This is a genomic window from Pseudomonas fragi (assembly GCF_025426255.1).
Lineage (GTDB): Bacteria > Pseudomonadota > Gammaproteobacteria > Pseudomonadales > Pseudomonadaceae > Aquipseudomonas > Aquipseudomonas kulmbachensis.
Genome location: NZ_CP104861.1, coordinates 2,767,189 through 2,791,983 on the forward strand (window position 1 = coordinate 2,767,189; position 24,795 = coordinate 2,791,983).

General features: G+C 57.8%; 22 protein-coding genes and 1 tRNA gene. 9 read left to right on the plus strand and 14 right to left on the minus strand.

What is annotated here, in order from left to right; genetic code table 11:
* The first annotated feature begins 235 nt into the window (after nt 1-235).
* From N7D90_RS12605 to N7D90_RS12625, 5 genes are all read left to right on the plus strand, one after another.
* On the plus strand, nt 236-1,261 hold the full coding sequence (locus N7D90_RS12605; protein ID WP_315968109.1) for a LacI family DNA-binding transcriptional regulator: 1,026 nt from the start codon (nt 236-238) through the stop codon (nt 1,259-1,261).
* 84 nt (nt 1,262-1,345) lie between these two features.
* Nucleotides 1,346-2,128 (plus strand): sugar phosphate isomerase/epimerase family protein, encoded by a 783-nt coding sequence (locus N7D90_RS12610; protein ID WP_261738329.1) that lies wholly within the window; start codon nt 1,346-1,348, stop codon nt 2,126-2,128.
* On the plus strand, nt 2,121-3,092 hold the full coding sequence (locus N7D90_RS12615; protein ID WP_261738330.1) for a sugar kinase: 972 nt from the start codon (nt 2,121-2,123) through the stop codon (nt 3,090-3,092). The genes N7D90_RS12610 and N7D90_RS12615 overlap by 8 nt, the downstream gene beginning before the upstream one ends.
* 48 nt (nt 3,093-3,140) lie before the next feature.
* On the plus strand, nt 3,141-4,436 hold the full coding sequence (locus N7D90_RS12620) for an MFS transporter (RefSeq protein ID WP_261738331.1): 1,296 nt from the start codon (nt 3,141-3,143) through the stop codon (nt 4,434-4,436).
* A gap of 20 nt (nt 4,437-4,456) precedes the next feature.
* Nucleotides 4,457-5,431, plus strand: coding sequence for a 2-hydroxyacid dehydrogenase (locus tag N7D90_RS12625; RefSeq protein WP_261738332.1), 975 nt, complete (start codon nt 4,457-4,459; stop codon nt 5,429-5,431).
* Here the strand turns inward: N7D90_RS12625 and N7D90_RS12630 are convergent, their stop codons facing one another.
* From N7D90_RS12630 to N7D90_RS12645, 4 genes are read right to left on the minus strand one after another with little or no spacing between them, the layout of a single operon-like run.
* On the minus strand, nt 5,432-6,511 hold the full coding sequence (locus tag N7D90_RS12630) for a polyamine ABC transporter substrate-binding protein (RefSeq protein ID WP_261738333.1): 1,080 nt from the start codon (nt 6,509-6,511) through the stop codon (nt 5,432-5,434).
* A 54-nt stretch (nt 6,512-6,565) separates the two neighbouring features.
* Nucleotides 6,566-6,907, minus strand: coding sequence for a cupin domain-containing protein (locus N7D90_RS12635; protein ID WP_261738334.1), 342 nt, complete (start codon nt 6,905-6,907; stop codon nt 6,566-6,568).
* Between the two features lie 31 nt (nt 6,908-6,938).
* Nucleotides 6,939-8,345, minus strand: coding sequence for an NAD(P)/FAD-dependent oxidoreductase (locus N7D90_RS12640; RefSeq protein ID WP_261738335.1), 1,407 nt, complete (start codon nt 8,343-8,345; stop codon nt 6,939-6,941).
* A gap of 48 nt (nt 8,346-8,393) precedes the next feature.
* Nucleotides 8,394-9,212 carry a helix-turn-helix domain-containing protein gene (locus N7D90_RS12645; RefSeq protein ID WP_261738336.1) on the minus strand — a complete coding sequence of 273 codons (819 nt, stop codon included), beginning with the start codon at nt 9,210-9,212 and terminating at the stop codon, nt 8,394-8,396.
* Between the two features lie 242 nt (nt 9,213-9,454).
* On the opposite strand from N7D90_RS12645, the gene N7D90_RS12650 reads away from it, so the two are divergent.
* Nucleotides 9,455-9,733, plus strand: coding sequence for a DUF1652 domain-containing protein (locus N7D90_RS12650; protein WP_261738337.1), 279 nt, complete (start codon nt 9,455-9,457; stop codon nt 9,731-9,733).
* Between the two features lie 169 nt (nt 9,734-9,902).
* On the opposite strand, the gene ggt is transcribed toward N7D90_RS12650, so the two are convergent.
* Nucleotides 9,903-11,666, minus strand: coding sequence for a gamma-glutamyltransferase (ggt, locus tag N7D90_RS12655; protein ID WP_261742433.1), 1,764 nt, complete (start codon nt 11,664-11,666; stop codon nt 9,903-9,905).
* 81 nt (nt 11,667-11,747) lie between these two features.
* Nucleotides 11,748-14,222 carry a UvrD-helicase domain-containing protein gene (locus N7D90_RS12660; RefSeq protein ID WP_261738338.1) on the minus strand — a complete coding sequence of 825 codons (2,475 nt, stop codon included), beginning with the start codon at nt 14,220-14,222 and terminating at the stop codon, nt 11,748-11,750.
* 257 nt (nt 14,223-14,479) lie between these two features.
* On the opposite strand from N7D90_RS12660, the gene N7D90_RS12665 reads away from it, so the two are divergent.
* Complete coding sequence (locus N7D90_RS12665) at nt 14,480-15,175, plus strand: pirin family protein (protein WP_261738339.1); 696 nt, start codon at nt 14,480-14,482, stop codon at nt 15,173-15,175.
* A 57-nt stretch (nt 15,176-15,232) separates the two neighbouring features.
* Here the strand turns inward: N7D90_RS12665 and punC are convergent, their stop codons facing one another.
* Nucleotides 15,233-16,417, minus strand: a complete 1,185-nt coding sequence (punC, locus tag N7D90_RS12670; RefSeq protein WP_261738340.1) for a purine nucleoside transporter PunC — start codon at nt 16,415-16,417, stop codon at nt 15,233-15,235.
* Nucleotides 16,418-16,536: 119 nt separating this feature from the next.
* On the opposite strand from punC, the gene punR reads away from it, so the two are divergent.
* A complete protein-coding gene (punR, locus tag N7D90_RS12675; protein ID WP_261738341.1) occupies nt 16,537-17,496 on the plus strand; it encodes a DNA-binding transcriptional activator PunR in 960 nt (319 codons plus the stop codon).
* Here punR and N7D90_RS12680 read toward each other — a convergent pair.
* The 4 genes from N7D90_RS12680 to N7D90_RS12695 form a co-directional block, all read right to left on the minus strand.
* Nucleotides 17,432-18,043: a LysE family translocator gene (locus N7D90_RS12680; RefSeq protein ID WP_261738342.1), complete on the minus strand. Its 612-nt coding sequence runs from the start codon at nt 18,041-18,043 to the stop codon at nt 17,432-17,434. The genes punR and N7D90_RS12680 overlap by 65 nt on opposite strands.
* A gap of 236 nt (nt 18,044-18,279) precedes the next feature.
* On the minus strand, nt 18,280-18,816 hold the full coding sequence (locus N7D90_RS12685; RefSeq protein ID WP_261738343.1) for a DUF4174 domain-containing protein: 537 nt from the start codon (nt 18,814-18,816) through the stop codon (nt 18,280-18,282).
* A gap of 210 nt (nt 18,817-19,026) precedes the next feature.
* Nucleotides 19,027-19,611: a DedA family protein gene (locus N7D90_RS12690; protein ID WP_261738344.1), complete on the minus strand. Its 585-nt coding sequence runs from the start codon at nt 19,609-19,611 to the stop codon at nt 19,027-19,029.
* 69 nt (nt 19,612-19,680) lie between these two features.
* Nucleotides 19,681-20,727 carry a DMT family transporter gene (locus N7D90_RS12695; RefSeq protein ID WP_261738345.1) on the minus strand — a complete coding sequence of 349 codons (1,047 nt, stop codon included), beginning with the start codon at nt 20,725-20,727 and terminating at the stop codon, nt 19,681-19,683.
* 303 nt (nt 20,728-21,030) lie between these two features.
* On the opposite strand from N7D90_RS12695, the gene N7D90_RS12700 reads away from it, so the two are divergent.
* Nucleotides 21,031-21,117 (plus strand) — tRNA-Leu (locus N7D90_RS12700).
* Nucleotides 21,118-21,571: 454 nt separating this feature from the next.
* Here the strand turns inward: N7D90_RS12700 and N7D90_RS12705 are convergent.
* From N7D90_RS12705 to N7D90_RS12715, 3 genes are all read right to left on the minus strand, one after another.
* Nucleotides 21,572-22,366, minus strand: a complete 795-nt coding sequence (locus N7D90_RS12705; RefSeq protein WP_261742434.1) for an aminoglycoside phosphotransferase family protein — start codon at nt 22,364-22,366, stop codon at nt 21,572-21,574.
* A 363-nt stretch (nt 22,367-22,729) separates the two neighbouring features.
* Nucleotides 22,730-23,629, minus strand: coding sequence for an alpha/beta fold hydrolase (locus N7D90_RS12710; protein WP_261738346.1), 900 nt, complete (start codon nt 23,627-23,629; stop codon nt 22,730-22,732).
* Between the two features lie 320 nt (nt 23,630-23,949).
* On the minus strand, nt 23,950-24,795 hold the full coding sequence (locus tag N7D90_RS12715) for an MBL fold metallo-hydrolase (protein ID WP_410011770.1): 846 nt from the start codon (nt 24,793-24,795) through the stop codon (nt 23,950-23,952).

A 24,795-nucleotide genomic window follows, 5' to 3' on the forward strand; every position in this document is an offset into this window, starting at 1 on the left:
TTGCGAGGTGACTTACTCCAGGATCCGGTTCAATTGCGCGCCATCGATAGTCAGGTCTACCGCGCCCACCAAAACCTTCATCATGAAGCCAGTTTATGAACCTGACGTTACAGCGATGGCAAAAAACCATGCGTGTGACACTTGACGAGAGCGGGCTATTTGAGTTCCCATGAAACCGGTTTCAGCGCCCTCACGCGAAACCGCCTGCGATAACTCAAATAAAAGGTTTCAGGCCGTGAACAGTTTTTCAGCAGCCCAGCGCACCCGCGTAACCATGCTCGATGTTGCCCAGCGGGCCGGTGTGTCCAAGGCCAGCGTGTCGCGCTTTATTGGCGAAGACCGCGCCTTGCTCTCCGAAGCCATTGCCGAGCGTATCGAGCGTGCGATCAATGACCTGGGCTATCGCCCCAATCAAATGGCCCGTGGCTTGAAACGCGGACGTACGCGGCTGATCGGGATGCTGGTGGCCGATATTCGCAACCCCTATTCGATTGCGGTCATGCATGGCGTAGAAACCGCCTGCCGTCTGCACGGTTACAACCTGGTGGTGTGCAACACCGACCGCAATGATGAGCAAGAGCGTCAGCATCTGGCAGCCCTGCGCTCCTACAATATCGAAGGCCTGATCCTTAACACCCTTGGCCATGACCCTGACGCGCTGCTTGAGCTGCATCAGGAAATGCCCATCGTGCTGATTGACCGTAAAGTCGAGCAACTGCACACCGATCTGGTCGGCCTCGATAACGCTGATGCGGTGCGCATGGCCCTTGAGCATCTTGAGCAGCAGGGTTATCGCGACTTGCTGATGGTCAGCGAGCCGGTCGACGGCACCAGTTCGCGGATCGAGCGCATCCAAAGTTTTACCAGCCAGCTGGCCGCACGCCCCGCCCTGCGCGGAACCGTGGTGAAAACCGGCTCGGCACTGCACGCTGATATCCAGACTTTCCTGCACACCCCGGGCCACGGCCCCAAGGCTCTGTTTTGCGCCAACGGCCTCGCCGCGCTGGCCTGCACCCAGGTGCTGCGCGAGTTGAACTGCCAGTTGTTTGCAGACGTGGGCCTGATTGCCCTCGATGACCTGGAGTGGTTCCCGCTGGTTGGCAGCGGCATCACTGCCCTGGCCCAGCCTACGCAACAGATGGGTGCCAGTGCATTTGACTGCCTGTTGAAGCGCCTGAGCGGCGACAAGTCGGCTGCTCGGGCGCTGAACTTTGCCCCGCAGTTGATCGTCCGCGGCTCTACACAACCCCTGACTACCTGACACTTTACCGGCTGACAACCCTTGAACCGGTCGCCAGCCGTTTAACGCACAATAAAATGAAACCGGTTTCAGAGATCAATAACAATGACTACATTCCCCGTTTCCATCAGCCTCTCGAGCTACGGCGCCGATCTGGTTCGCCAGCGCGGACAAACCAGCTTCATTGAATTGCTGGCCAAGGCCGGTGTGACCCGTATCGAACTGCGCGAAGAGTTGTTGACCAGCGAAGACCCGAGCACCTTTAGCCAGGCCGTTCAGCAACAGGGGCTTGAATGTGTGTTTTCGTCGCCACTGGAACTGTGGGAAGCCGGACAATCGCGGCCCAATACCCAACTGCAGGCTACGTTGCAGCGAGCCCACGCCTTCGGCGCCAAATGGCTGAAAGTATCCCTGGGCTATTTCACCGAACACTGTGACCTGCAAAACCTGGCGGCCTGCCTGAACCAGCAGCCGGTGCAGTTACTGGTGGAAAATGACCAGACCTCCTACGGCGGTCGCATCGAGCCGATGCAGCGCTTTTTTGATCAGGTCGAGCAGCAGCAAGCGCCGATCAGCATGACCTTCGATATCGGCAACTGGCATTGGCAAGACCAATCGGCCAGCACCGCCGCCCGCCTGCTGGGCCGCTACGTCACTTACCTGCACTGCAAAGGCGTGAGCCGTCGCGCGGACGGCAAACTGATTGCCACACCACCGACTGCCACCGACTTGCAGCAGTGGCAACACCTGATGACCCATATGCCCCATGGCCTGACCCGCGCCATTGAATATCCGTTGCAGGGGTCGAACCTCGACGTACTGACCCTGGAACACGTTGCCGTGCTGGCCCGCTTGAGCCAACAACAGCAGGAGTTGAGCCATGTCTAAAGTTGATGTGTTGTCGTTTGGCGAAACCATGGCCATGTTGGTCGCCGAACACACTGGCGATCTGGCGCAGGTCGAGCAGTTCCACAAACGTATCGCCGGGGCTGACAGCAACGTCGCCATTGGCCTGGCGCGTCTGGGTTTCAATGTGGCCTGGTTGAGTCGTGTGGGTGCGGACTCCCTGGGCCGCTTTATACTCAATACGCTGCAAGCCGAAGGGCTAAACTGCCAGCATGTCGAAGTCGACCCGCAACACCCGACCGGTTTCCAGCTCAAATCCCGGGTTGACGATGGCAGCGACCCACAGGTGGAGTACTTCCGCCGCGGCTCTGCCGCCAGCCACCTGAACCGTTCTGCACTTACCCCGGAGTTGCTCGGTGCCCGGCATTTGCACGCTACCGGCATCCCGCCTGCGCTCTCGGCAAGCTGCAACGAATTGTCCTTTGAACTGATGAAGTCGATGCGCGCCGCGGGCAACAGCGTGTCCTTCGACCCCAACCTGCGCCCTTCACTGTGGGCCAGCGAACAACAGATGATTCGCGACATCAACGCCCTCGCCGCCCATGCCCACTGGGTATTGCCGGGGTTGAGCGAGGGCCGTTTGCTGACCGGTTACGACGACCCATCCGACATCGCCGCGTTCTACCTCGACCAAGGTGCTGAGGCGGTGGTTATTAAATTGGGGGCCAAAGGCGCGTTCTATCGCACGGCCCAGATTGAACAGTTCGTTGCGGCCGTGCCGGTCGCCAACGTCATCGACACCGTCGGCGCCGGGGACGGCTTTGCCGTCGGGGTGGTCAGTGCCTTGCTGGAAAACCTCGGTTTTGCCCAGGCCGTGGAGCGCGGCAACTGGATCGGCAGTCGTGCCGTACAGAGCCGTGGCGATATGGAGGGCCTGCCAACCCGCGCCGAACTCAACGCCTACCACGCGCTGCCCGCGTCCCTTGAAATCCCTTTATCTGCTTGATCCGTCACCTGCTGCGTAAAAACAAAAACAAGCTCAGGAGCACCACCTATGCAATCGCTAAAACTCGCCGCCCGTCGTTGGTGGTACATCATGCCGATCGTGTTTATCACCTACAGCCTGGCGTACCTTGACCGTGCCAATTACGGCTTCGCCGCCGCCTCAGGGATGGCCGAAGACCTCAATATCACTCCTGGCCTGTCGTCGTTGCTGGGGGCGCTGTTCTTTCTTGGCTACTTTTTCTTTCAAGTGCCCGGGGCGATTTATGCGCAGAGAAACAGTGTTAAAAAACTGATCTTTGTCAGCCTGATCCTCTGGGGCAGCCTCGCCACGCTGACCGGCGTGGTCTCCAGTGCTTACTGGCTGATCGTCATCCGCTTTATGCTCGGGGTGGTTGAAGCTGCCGTGATGCCTGCGATGCTGGTGTACCTGTGCCACTGGTTCACCCGTGCCGAACGCTCCCGCGCCAATACCTTCCTGATCTTGGGCAACCCCGTGACCATGCTCTGGATGTCCGTCGTTTCGGGCTATCTGGTGCAGCACTACAGCTGGCGCTGGATGTTTATCGTCGAGGGCCTGCCTGCGGTGCTCTGGGCCTTTATCTGGTGGCGTCTGGCCGATGACCGCCCAAGCGAAGCCAAATGGCTGAGCAACCAGGAAAAACAGGACCTGCAAAGTGCGCTGGATGCCGAGCAAGTGGGCCTCAAGCCGGTGAAGAACTACGCTGCAGCGTTCCGTACCCCTGCCGTTATCCTGCTGGCCCTGCAGTTCTTTTGCTGGAGCATCGGGGTCTACGGTTTTGTGCTGTGGCTGCCGTCAATTCTCAAGCAAGGCGCGCAGATGGACATGATCGAAGCCGGCTGGCTCTCGGCCCTGCCCTACCTGGCTGCAGTGATCGCAATGCTGGCGGTGTCCTGGGGCTCGGACAAACTGCAAAAGCGGAAACGTTTCGTCTGGCCGCCGTTGCTGATCGCGTCTATCGCCTTCTACGGATCCTACATGCTGGGTGCCGAACACTTCTGGTGGTCCTACGCCTTGCTGGTGATTGCCGGTGGCTGCATGTACGCACCTTATGGCCCGTTTTTCGCCATCATCCCGGAAATCCTGCCATCCAACGTAGCCGGTGGCGCCATGGCGCTGATTAACAGCATGGGCGCGTTGGGTTCCTTTGCCGGCTCGTACCTGGTCGGTTATCTGAACAGCTCGACCGGTTCAACAGCCGCGTCCTTCCTGCTGATGAGCGGCGCCCTGATGATTTCGGTACTCCTGACACTGATGCTCAAACCCGCTGCCAAAGACCCTGCTGCGCCGCAACACAGCACTTCGCAACGTCTGGCCCACTCTTGAATTCAAAGTTGGTGATTCCCTTGAAAAAGAATGTCGTGCTCTACAAAGAACTGTCCCCGGCGCTGATGCAGCGCCTTGAAGCTCACGCCAATGTCACGCTGATCGAGCGCCTTGACGCCGAGGGCATGAACAAACTGCGTGCTGCCCTGCCCCAGGCCCAGGGCATTCTGGGTGCAAGCCTCAAGCTGGATGCCCAGTTGCTGGATCTAGCGCCAAATCTGGAGGCGGTGGCCAGCGTGTCGGTGGGTGTCGATAACTACGACATCGACTACCTGACCGAGCGCAAGATCCAACTGACCAATACCCCCGACGTACTTACCGAAACCACTGCAGACACAGGCTTTGCCCTGGTTCTGGCCAGCGCCCGCCGGGTGGTGGAGCTGGCCAATATGGTGCGTAACGGCAAATGGCAAAAAAACGTCGGTCCCGAGCACTTCGGCACCGACGTGCATGGCAAAACCCTGGGCATTATCGGCATGGGCCGTATTGGTGAGGCCTTGGCCCAACGCGGGCACTTTGGCTTCGGGATGCCGGTGATTTACCACAGCAACTCACCCAAGCCTGCGGTCGAAGCACGCTTCAACGCGCAGTACCGCAGCCTGGATGAGCTGTTGCAGCAAGCTGACTTTATCTGCCTGACCCTGCCCCTGACCGCGCAAACCGAAGGTTTGATCGGTGCCGAGCAATTTGCCTTGATGCGCCCCGAGAGCATCTTTATCAATATCTCTCGCGGCAAGGTAGTGGACGAAGCGGCGCTGATTAACGCCTTGCAACAAGGCCAGATTCGCGGCGCCGGGCTCGACGTGTTCGAGCGCGAGCCATTGGAGCTGACCTCGCCCTTGCTGCAACTGGATAATGTAGTGGCCACGCCGCATATCGGCTCGGCCACCTTTGAGACCCGTGAAGCCATGGCCCGCTGCGCCGTAGAGAACCTGCTGGCGGCATTGGCCGGTGCTCGCCCGGCCAACCTGGTTAACCCGCAAGCATTGCGCTGATCAGCGGCCGGCCTTGATCGTGGTCCACACCCGCGTGCGGACCCGATCAATATTCAGCGGCATGGCCTCCAGCGCAAACAGCTTGTCCATCATTGCGGGGGTTGGGTAGACCTTGGTGTCAGCCTTGATTTCAGGGCTGACCAAGGCATCGGCCTGCTCGTTGCCATTGGCGTAATGCACATGGTTGGTGATCCCGGCCATCACGTCCGGGCGCAGCAGGTAGTTCATAAAGCTGTAAGCGGCTTTTTCGTCTGGCGCATCGGCGGGCATGGCAACCATGTCAAACCAGATGGCCGCACCTTCCTTGGGAATCGCATAGCCGATTTCGACGCCGTTATTGGCCTCTTTGGCCCGGGTTTCGGCTTGCAGAATATCTCCCGAAAAACCGACTGCTACGCAGATATTGCCGTTGGCCAGATCACTGGTGTACTTCGATGAGTGAAAGTAGCTGATATAAGGGCGGACCTTGAGCAGCAGCTCTTCGGCTTTCTTGTAGTCGGCCGGGTTCTTGCTGTGATGGGGCAAGCCCAGGTAGTTGAGCGCTGCCGGCAAGATTTCCGGGCCATTATCGAGAATCGCCACCCCACAGGACTTGAGCTTCTCCATGTTTTCGGGCTTGAAGATCAGATCCCAGGAGTCCACCGGTGCGTTGTCGCCCAGCACGGCCTTGACCTTGGCGATGTTGTAACCAATCCCGGTGCTGCCCCACAGGTAAGGAAAACCATGTTCGTTGCCCGGGTCGTTGACCTGCAATGCCTTGAGCAGCACCGGGTTGAGGTTTTTCCAGTTCGGCAGTTGGCTCTTGTCGAGTTTCTTCAACGCCTTGCCCTGGATCTGCCGCGCCATAAAGTGGTTGGATGGAAACACCACGTCATAACCGGACGAACCCGTCATCAACTTGCCATCCAGCGTCTCGTTGCTGTCAAACACGTCATAGCTGAAAGCAATACCGGTATCGCGCTGGAAGTTCTTCATCGTGTCGGGGGCAATGTAGTCCGACCAGTTATAGACCTTCACAGTTTCGGCGGCCTGACACAGCGTACCGGCCAGCATCAGGGGCAACAGGGTCATACGGATCATGAGTCGATTCCTTGCATATTTTGGGCAGCTGTTTTTATTGGCAGGTTTCGGCGATCAAAGGATCAATACATAGGTCTTGCGCACGGTTTCCTGGATATCCCAGATTCCGGTGCTGTTGGCAGGCAACATCAGTGCGTCGCCTGCTTCTATGGTCAGGGTTTCACCATTATCCGGGGTGAAGGTGCAGCGGCCTTGAATAAAGTGGCAGAACTCCTGCTGCATGATCTGCCGACGCCAACGCCCTGGGGTGCATTCCCAGATGCCGGTCTCGACGCCGTCGTTACGTTCGACGCAGGTCACCGACGTCACTGCCACCGGCGTACCAAGCGGTACGGCCACCGGGAAAGACTCTTGCAAGGTCACGTGGGCGGTGTTCTTGAACTGAGTGATGCTCATGGAATGCTTCCTGTTAAGCGCAAGTGTTGGGTTAGTGCATAAAACTTTCCATAAACCCCGCCATGCGGCTGGCAAATTGCCGACGCCAGGGCGGGCTGTCCGGATTGGCCAGGGTTTTGTCTTCGTACACAAAGCTGCGAATGATCGCGTTGTAGCCCAGCCAGCGGCACGGCTCAGGCTCCCAGGACTTGAGCGCGCCCAGGCCACCTTCGGTCAACACCCATGGTTGTTTTGTTTCAAGGGTGTCGCGCTGCAAAATCAGGTCGGCCAGGGTGCGCCCGCCCAAATGACTGGCCCCTACGCCCTCTCCACCGTAGCCACCGGCCAGCGCTATCCCCTGTTGGCGATCACACAGCATGTGCGGCTGAAAGCGTCGCGACATTCCCAGGTTGCCGCCCCAGGCATGGCTGATTTCGACGTTTTTCAGTTGTGGGAACAGTTCACCAAACAGGTAGCGGCGCAGTTCGATTTCGTCAGTACTGAGGTCGAAGTTCTCACGCAGGCGTCCGCCAAACTGATACCCCCCCCGAGCCCCGAATACCAAGCGGTTGTCCGCGGTGCGCTGGCCATAGGTGACCTGACGACTGCTTTCGCTGAAGGCCTGGCCGTGGGACAAGCCTATTTGATCCCAAATGGCCTGGGATAATGGTTCTGTAGCCACTATCAGGCTCTGCACAGGCAATTGATAACGCCCCAAAGGCGCAAGGGTGTTGGCATAACCTTCCACGGCAGGCACCACCCAACGGCTGCGCACCTGAGCCTTGGCGGTGCGGGCATAACCGGCACGCCACTCTGTGACCGGGCTTTGCTCGTAAATCTTCACCCCCATGCGCTCAACGGCGCAGGCTAATCCGCGTACCAGTTTGGCTGGGTGAATGGTTGCGACATGCGGGGTGAAAATCCCGCCATAAGGCTTGGCGACGCGGATTTGCTGGGCCAGTTCGGACGGGCTCAGCCAGCGGTAGTCAGATTCGTTCAAGCCTTCGCCATAAAGACTGGCCAGATAGCTGCGCAAGCTGACCTCTTGCTCGGGATAGCGCGCAGCGCAATATAACGCGCCACCTTTGCGGTAATCGCAGTCGATGCCTTCACGATCGATGACGTTCTTCACTTCATCGGGAATACCGTGCAGCAAGTCGAAGGATTCGCGGCGCTGCTCTGCAGACAAGCCGGCAAGCAAGCGATCCTCGCCCAGCAGGTTGCCCATCAACCAGCCACCGTTGCGCCCTGACGCGCCAAAGCCCGCCGTTTGCGCTTCAACGATTGCGATACTCAGTTCAGGCGCATGTCGTTTGAGGTAGTACGCGGTCCACAGCCCGGTATAACCGGCGCCGATAATGACCACATCGACATCCAAATCGTGCTCAAGGGACGGCCGGGGCGCAAGCTCCTCCCCAAGCTGGTCCATCCATAAACTGATTGAGCGCCATGCTGGCATTACCGACTCCACACCGATCCAAGAATGGCTCGATCCTAGTCGTTAGCGTTATGGCGCGTCTTGCGTGCGTGCCCGCAAAGAAATTTGTTTGGCGTAAGCCTTGGGCGATTGCCCCGTGTGCTGGCGAAAACAGCTGTAAAACGCCGATATCGAGTTAAAGCCCGCCGAAAAAGCCATTTCATCGACTTTGACCTGGACCTCGGCTACATCCATCGCGGCCAGCACATGGCGCAGCCGCGCTTGATTCACATAGCGATAGAAGCTTTGTCCCAGCACCTGATTGAACAAATACGACATCTGATTGCGCGTATAGCCACAGGCCTTGGCCACTTGCTGCAAGTCCAACTCGGGGTCGAGCCAGGGTTGCTGGCGCTCGAAGTAGGTTTGCAGGTCTTGCGCCATAAAACTCAGTTGCCGGGCCGACAGCCCAAGGCGACTGACTGCGGGCCGCAGCGGGCCTTGACGCGCCGGGTTAGCGGCAACTTCGTGCACCAGTGAGGCGTATTCGTTGACCTGCCAGATCAGGCCGTCGCGCACGGTAATGGCCTCGCTGGCGCGGAAAGCCACCAACCCCTGACTGCCGCGCAAGGTCATGCGGTACTGAATAAACGCGGTATTGCCATCCAGACGAATGCGATCACTGTGCTCCAGTGCTTCGTCCGGTTCTCTGGGCATGGACGACTGCACGTACTCGCGGAGTTCATCAAGGCGCATGATCCGATTCTGAAAGAAGTCGTTGTAGGTCACATCCGGGTGATAAAGCGCCATTACCCCGTCAAGATCCCGATGCTTCCAGCACAGGTGATATCGCATCACGGTTTCGCCAGTGGCGCGGGTGTGCTCGGGGCCGTCGTCTGGGGCTGACATGGAACGCTCGAAGGCAAAAAACAGAGAGTGCCGAGTTTGTGCGCTACCTTCAATGGGCACGTGCAGTAGATAAACAGCCTAAGTACATGATTCACATCAAAGTCTGGACAAACAACCGAGGGCGGGGCAAAAAAAGGCTTAGCGCTATCAGTCTTGGATGCTAGCTTGGATCACGAAGGAGTCGTCAACACACGCGGCCAGAATCAAGCCGCTGACACAATTTGAGCTAAAGGAATCGCTCTATGAATACTCAAGGCAACATCAATAAGGTCACCTTCCCGAACGCCTGCCAACTGATGCGTTGGCATTTCCATCCGATGGGCTTCGAGGCAACCATGGACGCACCGAGCAGCATGGTCGCCAGGCTGTTTGACCGCGCCAGTGGTGAAACCCTGATTGCCGTCGCCGGCATCCCCTGCTCGGTGGTCATGACGCCCGGCCAAGTGGGCCGCATCATCCAGTCCGTTGAAGACGAACTCGAAAGCTTTGTGCCGCCGATGACGTGGCAGGCGCAGGCCTGAATACATAAGTCCTGTAGCAGCTGCCGAAGGAACGAGGCTGCGTTCGGCGGCGCAGCCGTCGTAAAACCTGAAATCGTGGCTTATCAGTAAAATCGCGGACTCAGGTTTTACGACGGCTGCGCCGCCGAACGCAGCCTCGTTCCTTCGGCAGCTGCTACAGGCGCTGTATTCAATCCCCCAGTGCAGTGCCTTCGCGGCGCGGATCAGCGCCGGCTGCCCAGCCATCTTTATCCCGCACAATGATCTGCGTACCGCTGGTCATCTCGATAAGCGAGACCTCATGCCCGCGGTCCTGCAACTGCTGCACCAGCGCAGGGCTGACACGACCCGCCTCGAGCTCCGTGCCGACATTGCGGCTGCCGAAGTTGGCAAGACTGATGGCGTCCTGCGGGTTCAGTTTCCAGTCCAGCAGGCCTACCACCGCCTTGTTGACGTATTCGATTATCTGAGAGCCGCCAGGCGAGCCAATGGTTGCGACTAACTCGCCACTTTTACGGTCAAACACCAAGGTCGGGGCCATTGAAGAACGTGGGCGTTTGCCTGGTTCGATGCGATTGGCCACCGGCTTGCCATTTTCCTCAGGCACAAACGAGAAATCAGTCAGCTGGTTGTTCAGAATGAAACCATTGGTCATCACATGGGAACCAAACGCAGCTTCAACCGAGGTGGTCATCGATATGGCCCCGCCCTGGTCGTCGACCGCGGCTATCTGCGAGGTGGATATACGCAATGGGGATCGATCGGGAGCCAGTGCTAGGTTGATTCCCGCTGGAACCCCCGCCTTGGCGCGCCCCATGCTCTTGTCTCCGATCAGGGCAGCCCGTGTCTTGAAATAGGCTTTATCAGTCAGCCCTTTCACATTGACGGGCACGAAAGCGCTGTCCGCCAGATACAGCGCCCGATCCGCGTAGGCCAGACGTTCTGCCTCGGCGATCAGGTGCACCGCAGACACCGAAGGCTCCAGACCTGCGCCAGAGTTGCTTGGCACGGGCGGCATCGCAGCCAGATCCAGCGCTGGCGATTTATTTTGCAGGGCTTCGAGAATGCCCAAGGTCTGCAACACGGCGACACCACCCGAAGACGGCGGCGGCATGCCGCAAACTTGCCACTGCTTATAGTCACCACAGACAGGCTTGCGCTCCTGAGCCTGGTAACCACTCACATCGGCCAGGGACAGTGTGCCGGGACGGGCGTGGGACCTGACCTTGTCCACCATTGCCTGGGCGACTGGCCCTTGGTAAAACGCGTCCGCGCCCTGAGTGGCAATGGCTTGCAGGGTACGTGCAAGTTCCGGATTTTTCAGCAATGTACCGACTGGCAGAGCTTGCCCTTGAGGGGTCAGGAAGTACTTGGCCATTTCCGGGGAGTCGGCAATGAATTTGTCGGCGGCGATTTGACCGTGCAATCGGCGGGACACAGGAAAGCCTTGGCTAGCCAATTGAATAGCCGGTTGGAACAGGTCATGCCAAGGCAGTTTGCCATGTTGCTGATGGGCCATTTCCAGTGCTCTGAGCACCCCTGGCACCCCGACTGAACGCCCGCCTATCTGGGCATCCGCAAAGGGGATTGGCTGGCCATCTGCCCCGAGAAACATACCGGTGCCGGCACCTGCCGGGGCCGTCTCACGACCATCAAAGGCCTGCACCCGCTCGCCATCCCAGTACAGAATAAAAGCACCGCCACCAATGCCACTGGCCTGGGGCTCTACAAGTGCCAGTACTGCTTGCATGGCTATTGCTGCATCAATCGCAGACCCGCCTTTTCGCAGCATCTGTTGCCCGGCGGCGGTTGCCAGAGGGTTCGCTGCCGCTGCCATGTGTCGGGTTGCGTGTACAGGGATCATGTCGGAGCGAAAACCCGAGGATATCTCGGGCGCAGGTGGCAATTCGGCGGTTTTCTGCTGCGGCGGCTGCTCGTTACTGCACCCTCCCATCCACAGGGCCAGCGCTGCCAAACCGATCACACGGGCACTATTGTTTTTGGTAAGCAGGGTGTTAATCAAAACGAGTTCCTTCTACTGATTGTTGTTATTTAGCCGCAAATCATCAAAAAACGCTTTGCCCTGGGGCACGCGGTCCGAGGCTTTGGGGATATTCGGTCCCTGGGCATCCTGACTTTCCAGATACCAGTAGCAATGTTTTACCGCCCGGGTGATACCCACATAGGCCAGGCGCAGGATTTCGTCTTTCTGCGCATTGTCATACGGCTCGGGGTCACCGTCCTTGCCCAGGCCCGCCATGCGATACACCTGATTCTTGTACGGGGACGATGTCAGATGCTGACAGTCACCCAACAGGAAAACAGCATCCGCCTGCAAGCCCTTGGAGCTGTGATAGGTCAGTTGTTTTAACCTGCGGTCTTCTGGTGCCAATCTCGAATCTACATTAACTACAGACTGTATACCCTTTTCTATCAATAACTTATCGCTGCTTTTTCGATACAACATTAAGATGCTATCGCCTGCGTTGTAATGCTCGATCAAGCGCGCAGCCAACCCCTGATCGTCGCGGTGCAAGACACTCACCGGAACTGGAGTCTTGGGTTCGCCGCTGGCCTTGGCCCGTTTACCAGGGATCGATGGCGCAGCACGGACGATATGTTCGGCGGCATCGATGATGTGTTGATGGCTACGAAAGTTGTCGCTGAGCATCACCCTAGTGGTGGCAGGCGACGGGAACTCTTTGTTGAACTCCATAAAGTACTTGGGCGAACTGCCCCGCCAGCCGTAGATCGATTGCCAGTCATCCCCTACACACAACAACGACGAGCGTTGGGCCCCGCGCCCCACATGCATCGCCGGGCCACGGCTGCGGATCTCGCGCAAGCTGGCGCGCAGCCACGATACGATCTGCGGCGAGACGTCCTGAAACTCGTCAATCATCAAGTGCGACAGCGGGCGCAGTTGTGCATGGCTCAGCAATTTGAAGTTCTGCGGGGTGTTCTCGCCAAACAACGAGAACATGCGGTTGTAAGTCATGACCGGCGGGGTCTGTGCCAGCAGGTGAGCTTCGAGCGCCCGCCAGTACAGGCTCAGGGCCTCGAAGAAAAAGCGATCCGGATCATCCTTGGCAAAGCGCATATCGGCCACGGCAGCTGCCACGTCGAGCCCCAGGTTTTCGATAAAACTTGCCGCCGCGACAAAACTGTCGAGCAACGGCGCCGAACCCAACTCGCCCTTGAGTTTGTAATCAAACCCCGGACCGGCGCTGGCATCACCGGCCAGCGAGCCTACAACACGCTTTGCAGAATCGTAATTTTCCAACCAAATCAATGGCTTATTACAGAAAGCTTGAAACAGAGTGCGTTTGACCGCCCACTCGGCGCGCACGCTGAGTTTGGCTCCGGGACGGCAGATCTGCGGATTCTCACGCGGGTCGAAGCCCAGCACCACCCACGCATCCAGCTCGGCAATATAGCCGTGACAATGGAACTGCGAGCCATTGATCTCGACCGTTTCGCGATTGGGCTCGATACCTTTGATCGGCCACGCCCCGGCGGCAAACCACAGGTCTTCGAGGGTATCGCAGAGTTCTTCGTCACGCTTGGCGGCCAGTTCGGTCACGGCCATGCGCTTTTGCACATCGGGGTGGTCACGCTCCAGCTCCTTGAGCTGCAAGGCGTGCATGCGCAGCGGTGCCAGGGTCTGGCGGAAGCGCTCATCACCACTGTAAAGCTCGTGAAAGCAGGCATTGAGCTGCTGACGCTGAGCATCGTTGATGCGCAAGTCAAACGGGTTGCTGTCGGTATCGTCGTCGTTGAGCAAGCTGCGCGTATTCAGGGTCTCGAATGCCTGCAATTGAGCGTAGCCGGGCAAGCTGCGCACCATGGGCAGAATCCGCGAGTGGAACGTGCGCACCACATCACGTGCTTCCTTGAGTGACAGTGTACGGCCCCACAGAGCAAAGATTTCCTGCAGCTTCTTGATGAAGTCCTTGCGCGACTCGCGGGTAAAGGTCACTACGGTCATTGAATCGAGCTCAAAACCCAGGTAGTGGGTCAACAGCAAGATCCGCAACACCAGCGACGTCGACTTGCCTGCCCCAGCGCCGGCAACCACCGAGGTCGACGGCGTATCGCTGAAAATCATCTTCCACTGCGCCGCGCTGGGCTGAGCGTGCTCGGGCAGGATCGCGGCAACATCGGCCTTGATCTGTTTTTTCAGCTCGGGGCCCAGCGGCAGCCGCCAGTCATCGAACAGGTTGTCATCAATACCGGGGGCACGCAGTTCCTGCGCACGCGTGTCACTGATAAACAGCACCTGGCGGCCCTCTTCCAGCCCTTCGACATGGCCCTCGGCATAGCCGTAATCAACCCCGGCGCTATGCCCGCTGCGAAACCCGTCAGCCTGGCCCTGTAGCCAGGACGCCGCATGTTGTGCGCGCAAGCGGCTTAAACCACTGCCAAACAATCGCGCCGCGAGACGCTTGAGCAAGGGCAATTGGGTAATGGGGGCAAGTTCATCAGGCAGATCGGGATTGTGTTGCGGCACGCTGACTCCAGGGTGTGAGGCTGTCCGGGCGGATGGGCTATGGTCGCCGCATTGTGCGTTGAGATCTAGCTAATTGCTTGAGCATCAGCCGTTTAGAGCATGCAGTGAAGGTAAATAGCGATTTACTGATGCTCGAATACATCGATTAACTAGATTGGTTTAACGCATTTTTTAAGCTTTTTATCGATATGTTGATGCTGGAGAATCATTCCATCATCAACCGGGTAGCCGTTCACGACCCACGCAGGAGACCTATCATGCTTGAACTCAGACCCTTCGCCACCCTGGGCGGCGCAAACCACGGTTGGTTGGACGCCCATCACCACTTTTCGTTCGCCGAGTACCATGATCCAGCGCGGATGAACTGGGGCAACCTGCGGGTATGGAACGACGATATCATCGCCCCTGGCACCGGGTTCCCGAAGCACCCGCACCGCGACATGGAGATCATTACCTATGTCCGCGAAGGCGCAATCAGCCACGAAGACAACCTGGGCAACAAGGGCCGCACCGAAGCAGGCGATGTTCAGGTCATGAGTGCGGGTACCGGGATTGCGCACAGCGAATACAACCTGGAGTCGACGCCGAGCAAAATCTTCCAGATCTGGATCATTCCGAATCAGCAAGGCGATGCCCCGGCGTGGGGTGCCAAGCCTTTCCCCAAAGGTCAGCGCGAAGGCTTCGTGACCCTGGCGAGCGGCAAGGATGGCGACCATGAAAGCCTGCGCATCCGCGCTGACGCCCGACTGGTTGCAGCCAACCTCAAAGCCGGAGAAACCGCCGAGTACCAACTGGACAGTGGTCGCCGTGCCTATTTGGTGCCTGCCACAGGGGTGATCGAGGTCAACGGCCTGCGAGCCAGCGCCCGGGACGGCGTGGCCGCAGTAGACGAGTCGGTGCTGCGGGTAACGGCGATTGAAGACAGCGAGATCGTGCTGGTGGACATCGCCTGATCCCCCTTCACCTGTCGCCGCTGCCGCTGGCTGCGCTGCGGACCCCAGCGGCTACATTCAGGAGGTGGCTAATGCCTGGGCATTGGCCTTGCGGCGCTGAATCAAGTACCCCAGTACCGCCAGTGGCGCAGTTGCCAGCATCACCTCAACGGTGATCAACAGTGGCTGGCTGATAAAGGTCGACACCAGCAGGCTGCCCAGAAAGCACAACCCAAGCTGCAAGGTATTCTGCAAACCCGCTGCTTTACCGGAGTTTTGCGAAAACGGCATCAGTGCATTGGCGACCACAATCGGATAGCTCGCACCGTTCACCAGCGCCATCAGACAGAACGGAATCAGCAAGGTGGCCAACGTTGGCTCGGTCTGAGTCGCGACCAGGTACAGCCCCACCATGCTCGCGCAGTAGGCAACCAGCAACCAGGGCAACAGTGTGCGACCACTGATCCGCTGCAAGGCACTGCGACAGCCGTAACCACCCACCATAAACGCCAGAGTCGGCAACGCGTAGCTCAAGCCGATATCGCTTGGGCTGTAGCCCATGTCACCGAGAATAAACGGCGATGCCGTCAACCAGGCAAAGAAGCTGGCCGAACACGCAGCGAAGATCATCACGTTACCGCTGAAATTTGCCGAGCGCAGGATCTGCCAATAGCTCACCTTCGACTGTGCAACAGCTTTTGGCGTTGAACGGGGGCTTTCCTTGAGCAGCAGCGTGGGCACGATCAGCAACACCGCCAGGCCCAGCAACACCGCGAAAATCGCCTGCCAGCCCAAGTGGCTCAACACCACGGCGCCCAGCAGAGGGGCCAAGGCCGGTGATAGCCCCATCAGCGGCATGATCCCGGCGAACACGCGATTGGCTTTATCGGCCGGGTAGCGATCAATCACCAGCGCTTGCCAGGTCACAGCCGCCGCGCAAATACCAATGGCCTGGATAAACCGCAAGCTGAGCAACAGCACGGTGTTATCGACCCAGAACATCCCGGCACACCCCAACGCGAACAGCGACAAACCTGCCAGCAGCACCGGCTTGCGCCCAAGGCGGTCCGACAGCGGCCCCCAAAGCAACTGGCCAAAGGCAAAACCGGCCAAAAAGATGCTTAGACTCGCCCCCACTGCACCGGCGGACAGCCCTAATTCACTGCGCAACGTGCCGAATGCCGGCAGATACATATCCATCGCCAGATAGCCCAGCATGCTGAGCCCCGCGAGATAACAGGTAAAACCAAAAGAGTTCTTCATGTGCACCCAAAAACTTGCCATCAAACAATTTGTTGACTGGCGCGTATTATCCGGCTGAGGATTTGCTTGTGAAGCGATAATAATTGCCAACTAGCATCAAATTTTTTGAAGGCAAACCCATGTGGTCTGAATACTCGTTGGATGTAATTGATGCCGTGGCTCGCCACGGCAGTTTCAGTGGCGCGGCTCAGGAGCTGCATCGCGTGCCCTCCGCCGTCAGCTACACCGTGCGCCAATTGGAACAGTGGTTGGCGGTGCCGTTGTTTGTTCGTCGTCATCGTGATGTGGAGCTGACGCCCGCCGGGCAGATGTTTGTCAAGGAAGCCCGCGACGTGATGAAAAAAATGCTCGGCACCCGGCGCCTGTGCCAGCAGGTTGCAAACGGCTGGAGCGGCCAGTTGCGAGTGGCTGTGGACTCGATCATCAAGCATCCGCGATGCCAGCAAATGCTGATCGACTTCTATCGTCACTTTCCGGATGTGGAGCTGATCGTTCAGTACGAGGTGTACAACGGAGTGTGGGATGCGCTGGTCGACGGTCGTACCGACATAGTTATCGGTGCCACGCGCGCGGTGCCAGTGACGGGCAGCTTCGCCTTTCGCGACATGGGCTTTATGCACTGGCTGTGTGTGTCCAGCCCACAGCATGCGCTGGCCTCGGTTGCCGGGTTGCTCGGGGATGATCATCTACGCCCCTACCCCGCGCTGTGCATGGATGACACCTCACGCAACCTGCCCAAACGTGACACCTGGACCCTGGACAACCAGCGCCGAATGATGGTGCCCGACTGGAGCGCGGGGCTGGCCTGCCTCAGCGATGGCATGTGTGTCGGCATGGTGCCTGCCCATCTGGCGCAGCCCTTGATCGAGCAAGGCAAACTGGTTGCCCTGAACTTGCAACGCCCCTTCCCGGCCAGTCCTTCCTGCATAGCCTGGTCGCAAAAAAATCATTCCCCGGCCATGAGCTGGCTGCTGGAATACCTTGGCGATACGGCCACCCTTAGCCAGGAATGGCTCAATGAACCTCAAACAGAATCGGATACAGCGACACCACCAACAGAATCGCCATTGTCAGGTTGAAAGCCAGCAACCATTTGGGTTTGGTCAGCACGTTGCGTAGCGCACTGCCGCAGCCCGCCCAGACGCACACGCTGGGTAAATTGATGATGGCAAAGACCAGCGCAATGATGAACACATTGGCGATATAACCCTGGGACGGGGTGTAGGTGGTAATTGCACCGATGGCCATTACCCAAGCCTTGGGGTTGACCCACTGAAAAGCCGCCGCACCCCAGAAGCCCAAAGGCTTGCCCTGGGCCGAATCCGACTCGGAAACCGGCCCCGAGGTCGCAACTTTCCAGGCCAGATACAGCAAGTACGCCGCTCCCAGGTATCGCAGCACGGTATAGGCCATGGGCACGGCCTTGAACACCCCGCCCAGCCCCAGACCAACCGCCAGTACCAGAAACATGAAGCCAAAGCTGATACCCAGGGCATGGGGAATGGTGCGCCGGAATCCGAAGTTGACCCCGGAGGCCAGCAACATGGTGTTATTGGGGCCGGGGGTGATGGAGGACACAAACGCAAACAGTGCGAAGGCAGAAATCAATTCGAGGGAAAACGGCATGGGATTATCCGGCAGTCAGAGGAGCGGTGAACTCACCCTATAGGATTACCGGCTTGGCAGAGCGCTACAGATGGGCTCTATTTTTACCGCACACATTGAAAGTGGATTGCGTTTTTACGACAGCCTTTTCACGTCACGTTCACATCATCAAGTCTAGATTGGCCCCACTCCTTTAATGAATCCCATTTGGCCCGCTCCCCCCAGCGGGCCTTTTTTTGAGCGCTTTTTAATGGCCTTCAATCGTCCAGGGCCTTGACCTGTTTCGCCGGTTTTACCGGCTTGGCCGACTTGCCCGCCGCAACGCCTTTGGCTGGAGTCTCAACCGCCACCGGGGCCTGCGTTTCCTTTTCAGCCACGGGCAAGGCATCGATGGTTTTAAACAGCTCGTTAAGGTCAACGTCGCCGACCGTCTCGACCTTCTTCTCACCATCCTTGCCGATCAGGATCACCTTGGCCTTATCAATGATCATCCCCGGCTTGAGCCCGCGAATCAGCGACATCGTGCTCTGGGGTTCAAGGTCCTTGCCATCACGCTTGCCGGTAATCCCGACAATCGTATAAAGCACCATATTGCGCTCGTTAAATGCCTGCTTGGTGGCAGGGTCTTCAAGCGCTTTTTTGAGGGTCACCAGCGTTGGATCGGCATCTGCACGGGCAACGATGACCAGCGGGCGAAACTTGCCGCGGTCCTGCTCAAGGGGGTTGGGAACTTCAACAGCCTGCACTGTGCCAGTCACCAGCACACTGGCGAGGATCAATAAACGGATAAACATCCAGACCTCCTTTTATTATCGGACCGGCTTCGCGAGCGTATTGCCAATGCCTTGAAACCCTTGGCGTTGAGCCTGTCATTCAGAGCTTAGGCCAAGGGCCCAGTCACGCAACCGGGTACTCGGACTTTGCCTTCCATGTTTGTTTTTTGCAACTGCGGTCCAGATCGCTCGCTCATGGAAAGATGAACGCAAAATGCTTGAGCAGCCATGTCAGAGTGATTTGACGGTGCGGTTTTTCGCTCTGTAGTAACGGGCCATTGCTACAACCGCCATCAGCACAATTACACCCAGTGCAATAGGCAAACGATACGGTTTCAGGTCGCCCAGCACACCTTCCAAAAACTCCCCGGCCCAATACCCGGCACTGGCAAACAGCGTTGCCCATGCGGCAGCGCCCAAGGCGTTGATGCAGGTGAATTTCAATGGCGAGACCTTGCACGCACCGATCACCATAGGCCCAACAAGACGCATGCCATACAAGAAACGCACCGAGAAAATCGACACGGTCGGGTACTGGTTGATCAGTTGCGTCACACGATCAATGGCAGCCTGCTGTTTATGCAGCCGCGGTAATAGTCGAGCACCAAAATATCGGCCAGCCCAGAACAGCAACTGGTCGCCCAGCATCCCCGCCAGGCTGGCGTAACCGATCACTGGCAAGAGCTTGAGCACATGCTGGTGCGCAGCCATCCCTCCCAGGATCAGAATGGTTTCACCCTCCAGCAAACAGCCGATAAAGACGGCCAGATAGCCATAGGTTGCCAGCAAGTAATTGAAGTCGATGTGCTCAAACATGCGTGATCTATAGCTCCATTTAAATCAGTGGGTTAAGCGTCCATCTGGTGCAATCCTGTACACCGCGACTCAATGCCGATGTCGATGATGAATATCCGGAAAATGCGGGTGATTGTGCCTGATCGCGACATGTTGATGCGCATGACTGTGGGGCCCATCCACAGAAGCATCCTCGGCATGCTCATGCTGATGATGCTCGTCGTGGGTATGGCGATGAGTGTGCTCGAGCGACAGATGCTCATGTTCGTGCTCATGGCGTTCCGTGAGATGCAGCCAGACCCCGAAAATCATAAAGGCTGCTGCCAGCCAAAACAGCAGCGATACCGACTCCCCCAGCACCAGAATGGCAATCGCCGCGCCCAAAAAAGGCGCTGTCGAAAAATACGCTCCGGTTCGCGCAGCCCCCAGGCCGCGTAATGCCAGCACAAAAAGCACCAGGCTCACGCCATAGCCTAAAAACCCGATCAGCAGTGTCGGGCTCAGCACGGCTAGCGGCACAAGCTTGGCCCCTAGCGTGAATGCAATCGTGCAGTTCACCAGCCCCGCGAACAAGCCTTTGGCCCCGGCGATAAACAGCGCGTCAGAGGCAGACACCTTGCGCGTCAGATTGTTATCAACCGCCCAGCACAAACAGGCAAAGGCAACCGCCAGCGGCCCCAACCAGGAGTGCGACTCCCCCGCTGCCGCCTCCGAGGGCCACGACAACACAACGCCCCCGGCAATGATCGCCAACATCCCCAGCACAATCCGCCGGTCAGCGTTTTCCTTGAACACCACCCACGCCAACAATGCAGTCAGCACGGGCTCAAGATTCAACATCAGCGAAGCCGTCGCGCCGCTGGTGAGCGTCAAACCGAACATCAGGGCCACAGGCCCCAGAATTCCGCCAAATACAATCGCACCGACCAGCCAGGGCCACTCACTTGCACTCAAGCCAGACGCTGACCAGCCGCGGTCGCGAATGCAACGCACCAGCAGCAGGCCCAAGCCACTGCCCAAATACAACAACCCGGCCAGCATCACAGGCGGCACTTCAGTGCCCAGCACCTTGGCCAACGGAGTACTGGCGCCAAACAGCGCGGCAGCTGCCAATGCGTAAATCACACTTGTATTCATCACACCCACTTCTGTAACAGTCGTGCAAGCATCCTAGCCCAGCCCGGCAACATAAGCCGAAACAGCAATAGGCATGACTCCCACGAAACGGTCGATTTACCGGGATTAAACCAAGCTCGTTCCATATATCTATGATTTTTCGACGGTTTTATCCCGTCACCGAGCAAAAAAATGTGTACAAATGACCGCTATCGAACTTGCCTCATCGGCGCAGGCTCTATATATTCGTCCACCTGTCACGCAGGCACTGAGTACTTTACTGGTTAAAGCACCTTCCTTCCTGACCCGCTTTACAGCGCTACCGCCCGAATGGCGAAATTGGTAGACGCATGGGACTTAAAATCCCCCGCTCGTAAGGGCGTGCCGGTTCGATTCCGGCTTCGGGCACCAAACAAATCAAGGGCTTGCATGAGATTCTTCATGCAGGCCCTTTGTTTTTTGTTCCGCAATTCTGAAAGCTGTTCCGCAATTTTTGATTTTCGCCCCTCCCCCTGGCGTCCTGCCAAAGTACAAAACCCCAAGCTCATACCACTGCCAAACACCTCGCGCCCGACACTCTCAGCTGCATGCCGTACCTTGAGTTCACCTATGGTTTTTACTCATGCTGAATTGATTGCAACATCACGGGAACCGCACACCATCCCTCTCACCAGCCCGGAATCGGTCGTCGCACAACTCAGGAGTAAAGCGATAACTTTGGCTAGCGTAACGGGCAGGTCGTGCCAAACGCGGAACGTGGACACTCCACTTATGCTTCAGCGTCTAGAGGATCAAAATGAAAACAAGGCTACTTGCATTATTGGGTCGGCAGAACATTATTCTTGGCCTTGCCCTACCGTAAAACTCACAACCCAAGCGCCAACGCTGCAAGCTTCGCCACCCCAAGGGGGATGGCCGGCTCAATGCCGTCCTCGAGCATCCAGGCTGCTGACAACCCGGCCCACGCGAGCACCCATTGCAATAACCTGTGGCGATCGATGTCGGATGCCTGTGTCACGATACCGATCCGGCGCGCGAAACAACTTGGGGCCAAAGCGCTTTTGATATCGGGATTGCAGAAAATATTCGCGTAATCGAAGCCGCGCTCACCGTACAGTCCCTTAGGATCGATAGCGAGCCACCCCTTAGATCCGAAGTCCAACACATTGCCGTGATGGATGTCACCATGCAGTACCCTTAAGTCGCGCGGCGCATCCAGGAGTTCGCGAGCGGTTTTCGCGCATTGTACAAATACCCCTCGGTGCGTTGCCGCTGCGCTCCATAGGGCTTCGAACCGTTGCACCAGTGGGACTAAAGCAGGCACCGGTTTTGCGCGTGGTGTGTGAAGGCGGCTGACCACCGCACAGAGAATGCGAGTAGCCTCATCGTCCTGGCCGCAGCTCACCATGTGTGTAAGCGAGGCCGAGCCGCTCGCGCGCTCCATCAGTAAGGCCTCGCCATCATGTCTCAACACGGGCGCCGCCCCCTCACCATCCCACCAAGCCATGAGCAGATTGCCTGCTTGCTCTTCCACTTCTTGCGAGATTTTGAGCATGGCGGGCATGCCGTAGTGGCGAACGGGAAGTAGATTGCCATTCAGCGAGACGAAAGCATCACCGTCGATGGTCAGTTCCCATCGCTTCAAGTATTGATCAAACATAAACGCATTAATTTTCGCTTTTAATCGAGCAATCATTATGAATGATTGAGACATAAGGCTAAACGTCTGCTTTTGGCCGAGGCTGTGTAAAAACGTTTTTCAGTGCGACAGGCACTCAAAACCAGACTGGAAGTCGCGCTTCTACGGAAAATCCACATCTGCAGATGTGCCGATAAATTCCAGATTTAACGTAGAAGCGCACACTTCAATTTTGGCGACGCGTTTTTACACGCTCTGGGCCGATAGCTGCCGCTCGCGAACAACCACTTTTGGCCAAAAACGGACGGTCGGTGACCTGCAAGCACGTCAACGAATCCTGTGCCCTTTAACGGTGATTCATCGCTCTAGCTACCCCGCCGTCGCTCACCGGTTCAGGAACTTGATGACAGCACTGGCGAACAGTTCTGGCTGATCAAGCATGATGAAGTGAAAACTGCCGTCAATGCGCCTGAAGCTGATGTTGGGGGTCGAGGCATAGGCGTTATGGAACATTGCATCAATGTGGGATGCCTCTACGCCGTAAAGCAGGTCGTAGGCATAGACGACCTCGACAGGCACCTTGATGCGTTCAAGCTCAGGCCGGAGGTCGGTGATCATCAGTTCATACATGGCATCGGCCATCGTCTTTCGGTCCGAGTTCATCCCCGCTGCGACCAGGCCTGGCCTGACCGCTTCAGTTTTAGCGAGACGGGCGATGGCGGCCTGCTGCATGGCGTGCGCCTGCTCAGGCGTTGCCGCCAACATTGCATCGCGCATCGCTGCAGCATGCGGGATCGCCGTTTCACTGGTCGCGGAGGGGTCAAAGAGCAACGTATAGAAGGGCATCGCATCGACAATCATCAGGCGTCCCACTTGATCGGGATGACGCGCACCCAGCATCAGTGCCACCTCACCACCCAACGAATGACCGATGATGACCGGCGCCTCGATGCGCTGGCTGCGGATGTATTCAGCGATCGCTTCGACCGTCGGCGCGACGACTCTCCCGTCTGGATTGGATACGGCAGGCGAGCCGGCAAAGCCAGCTACCTGCACGAGATGGAGACGGTGGCTGTGCCGTAATCTGGAGGCCAAATCAGCCCAGACTTCGTAGGACGACGCAAATCCTGGAATTAAGATGATATCTGTTCCCGAGCCTTGTACCAGCACTGAGATACCACCCTGGTTGACAGTGACTGGCGGCAGCGGTGCAGGCTGGGCTGGCGATGCAGACAACAGCGCCAACATGGTGCCAATCCCGGCAAGAATCACGCCTGCACGCATGGCGTTCCCCTTTTCGCGCAATGCGACGTGACATTTACAGTGTCACGGTCGCCGATTACACCGACGGGTAGGCCGCTTAGCGGGTTCATAGCCATTCCTTTGACCGAAAAAGTATTGCCACTATACGGCGCACAAAGGCATCAGGAAACTCTCCCTGCCGGCAATCCTTGGCGTCCGCTCCGGGTCGATTTCTGCACTTCGCGACAGGCAGAAATCGGCCAGAATCAGACGTCAGAGTCGTGCAAAAAAATGTGCTCCCTTTAGCGTTCCTGGCCCGTTTTCAGGCGCAAAGAAAAGACAGTTTGCCGCCCGTACTTGACTCAAGCTTCGTAAGCAATGGTGTAGGTGTTACCGGAGCGCTTGATATGAGCAAAGCCGAGCGCGCCCAAGTGCATGCCCGCGATCATTAAGTTGTCTGAACTGGCAACATCCAGCAGCCTCGTTCGCGTGGCCGCTGATAGCAGCGGGTCCAGGTCGAAGGCAATCGTGACATCAGGGCGCGCAATTTGAATTTGAGGAAAATGAACGATATCGCCCCACACCAGCAGGCTGCCCGCCGCGGATTCGAAGCGGTAACCGCAATGCCCGACGGTATGCCCAGGCAATGGCATCGCGCTGATGCCAGGCAGTACATCATTAGTCGTGAGCGGACGCAGATTTTGCCGGTATCGCTCGAACACTCTTCGTGCCAATAGAAAATTGCCACGCGCTCGTTCACTGGCCTGGCCAAGGTGGCTATCGTCCTCCCAGAACGCTAGCTCTCGCGGGTCCACAACCAACTCAGCATTGGCGAAGGCCATTTCTCCCGATGCGTTCAACAAGCCACCGATGTGGTCGGGGTGCGCGTGGGTCAGCAGAATCGTGTCTATTTCGTCGGGTTGCACGCCAGCCAATGCAAGATTGGTCAGCAACTCGCCGCCCCATTGATTGAATCCGCCGGCGCCAGCGTCGATCAGAATCGTTCGGCCACGCCCACGTACAAGATAGCAATTGATATGAATCGACGCTGGCTCGCTGATTCCGGCGGCTAGCTGTAGCCGGACCGCCTCCGTTGGCGCGATGTTGGCGAGAAAATCCAGGCTCGCCCCCAAGTAGCCGTCGCTGATGGCGGTGATTGAAAACTCGCCGACTTGCTGGCTGGGGAGTCTCCAGCGATGTACGTCCAC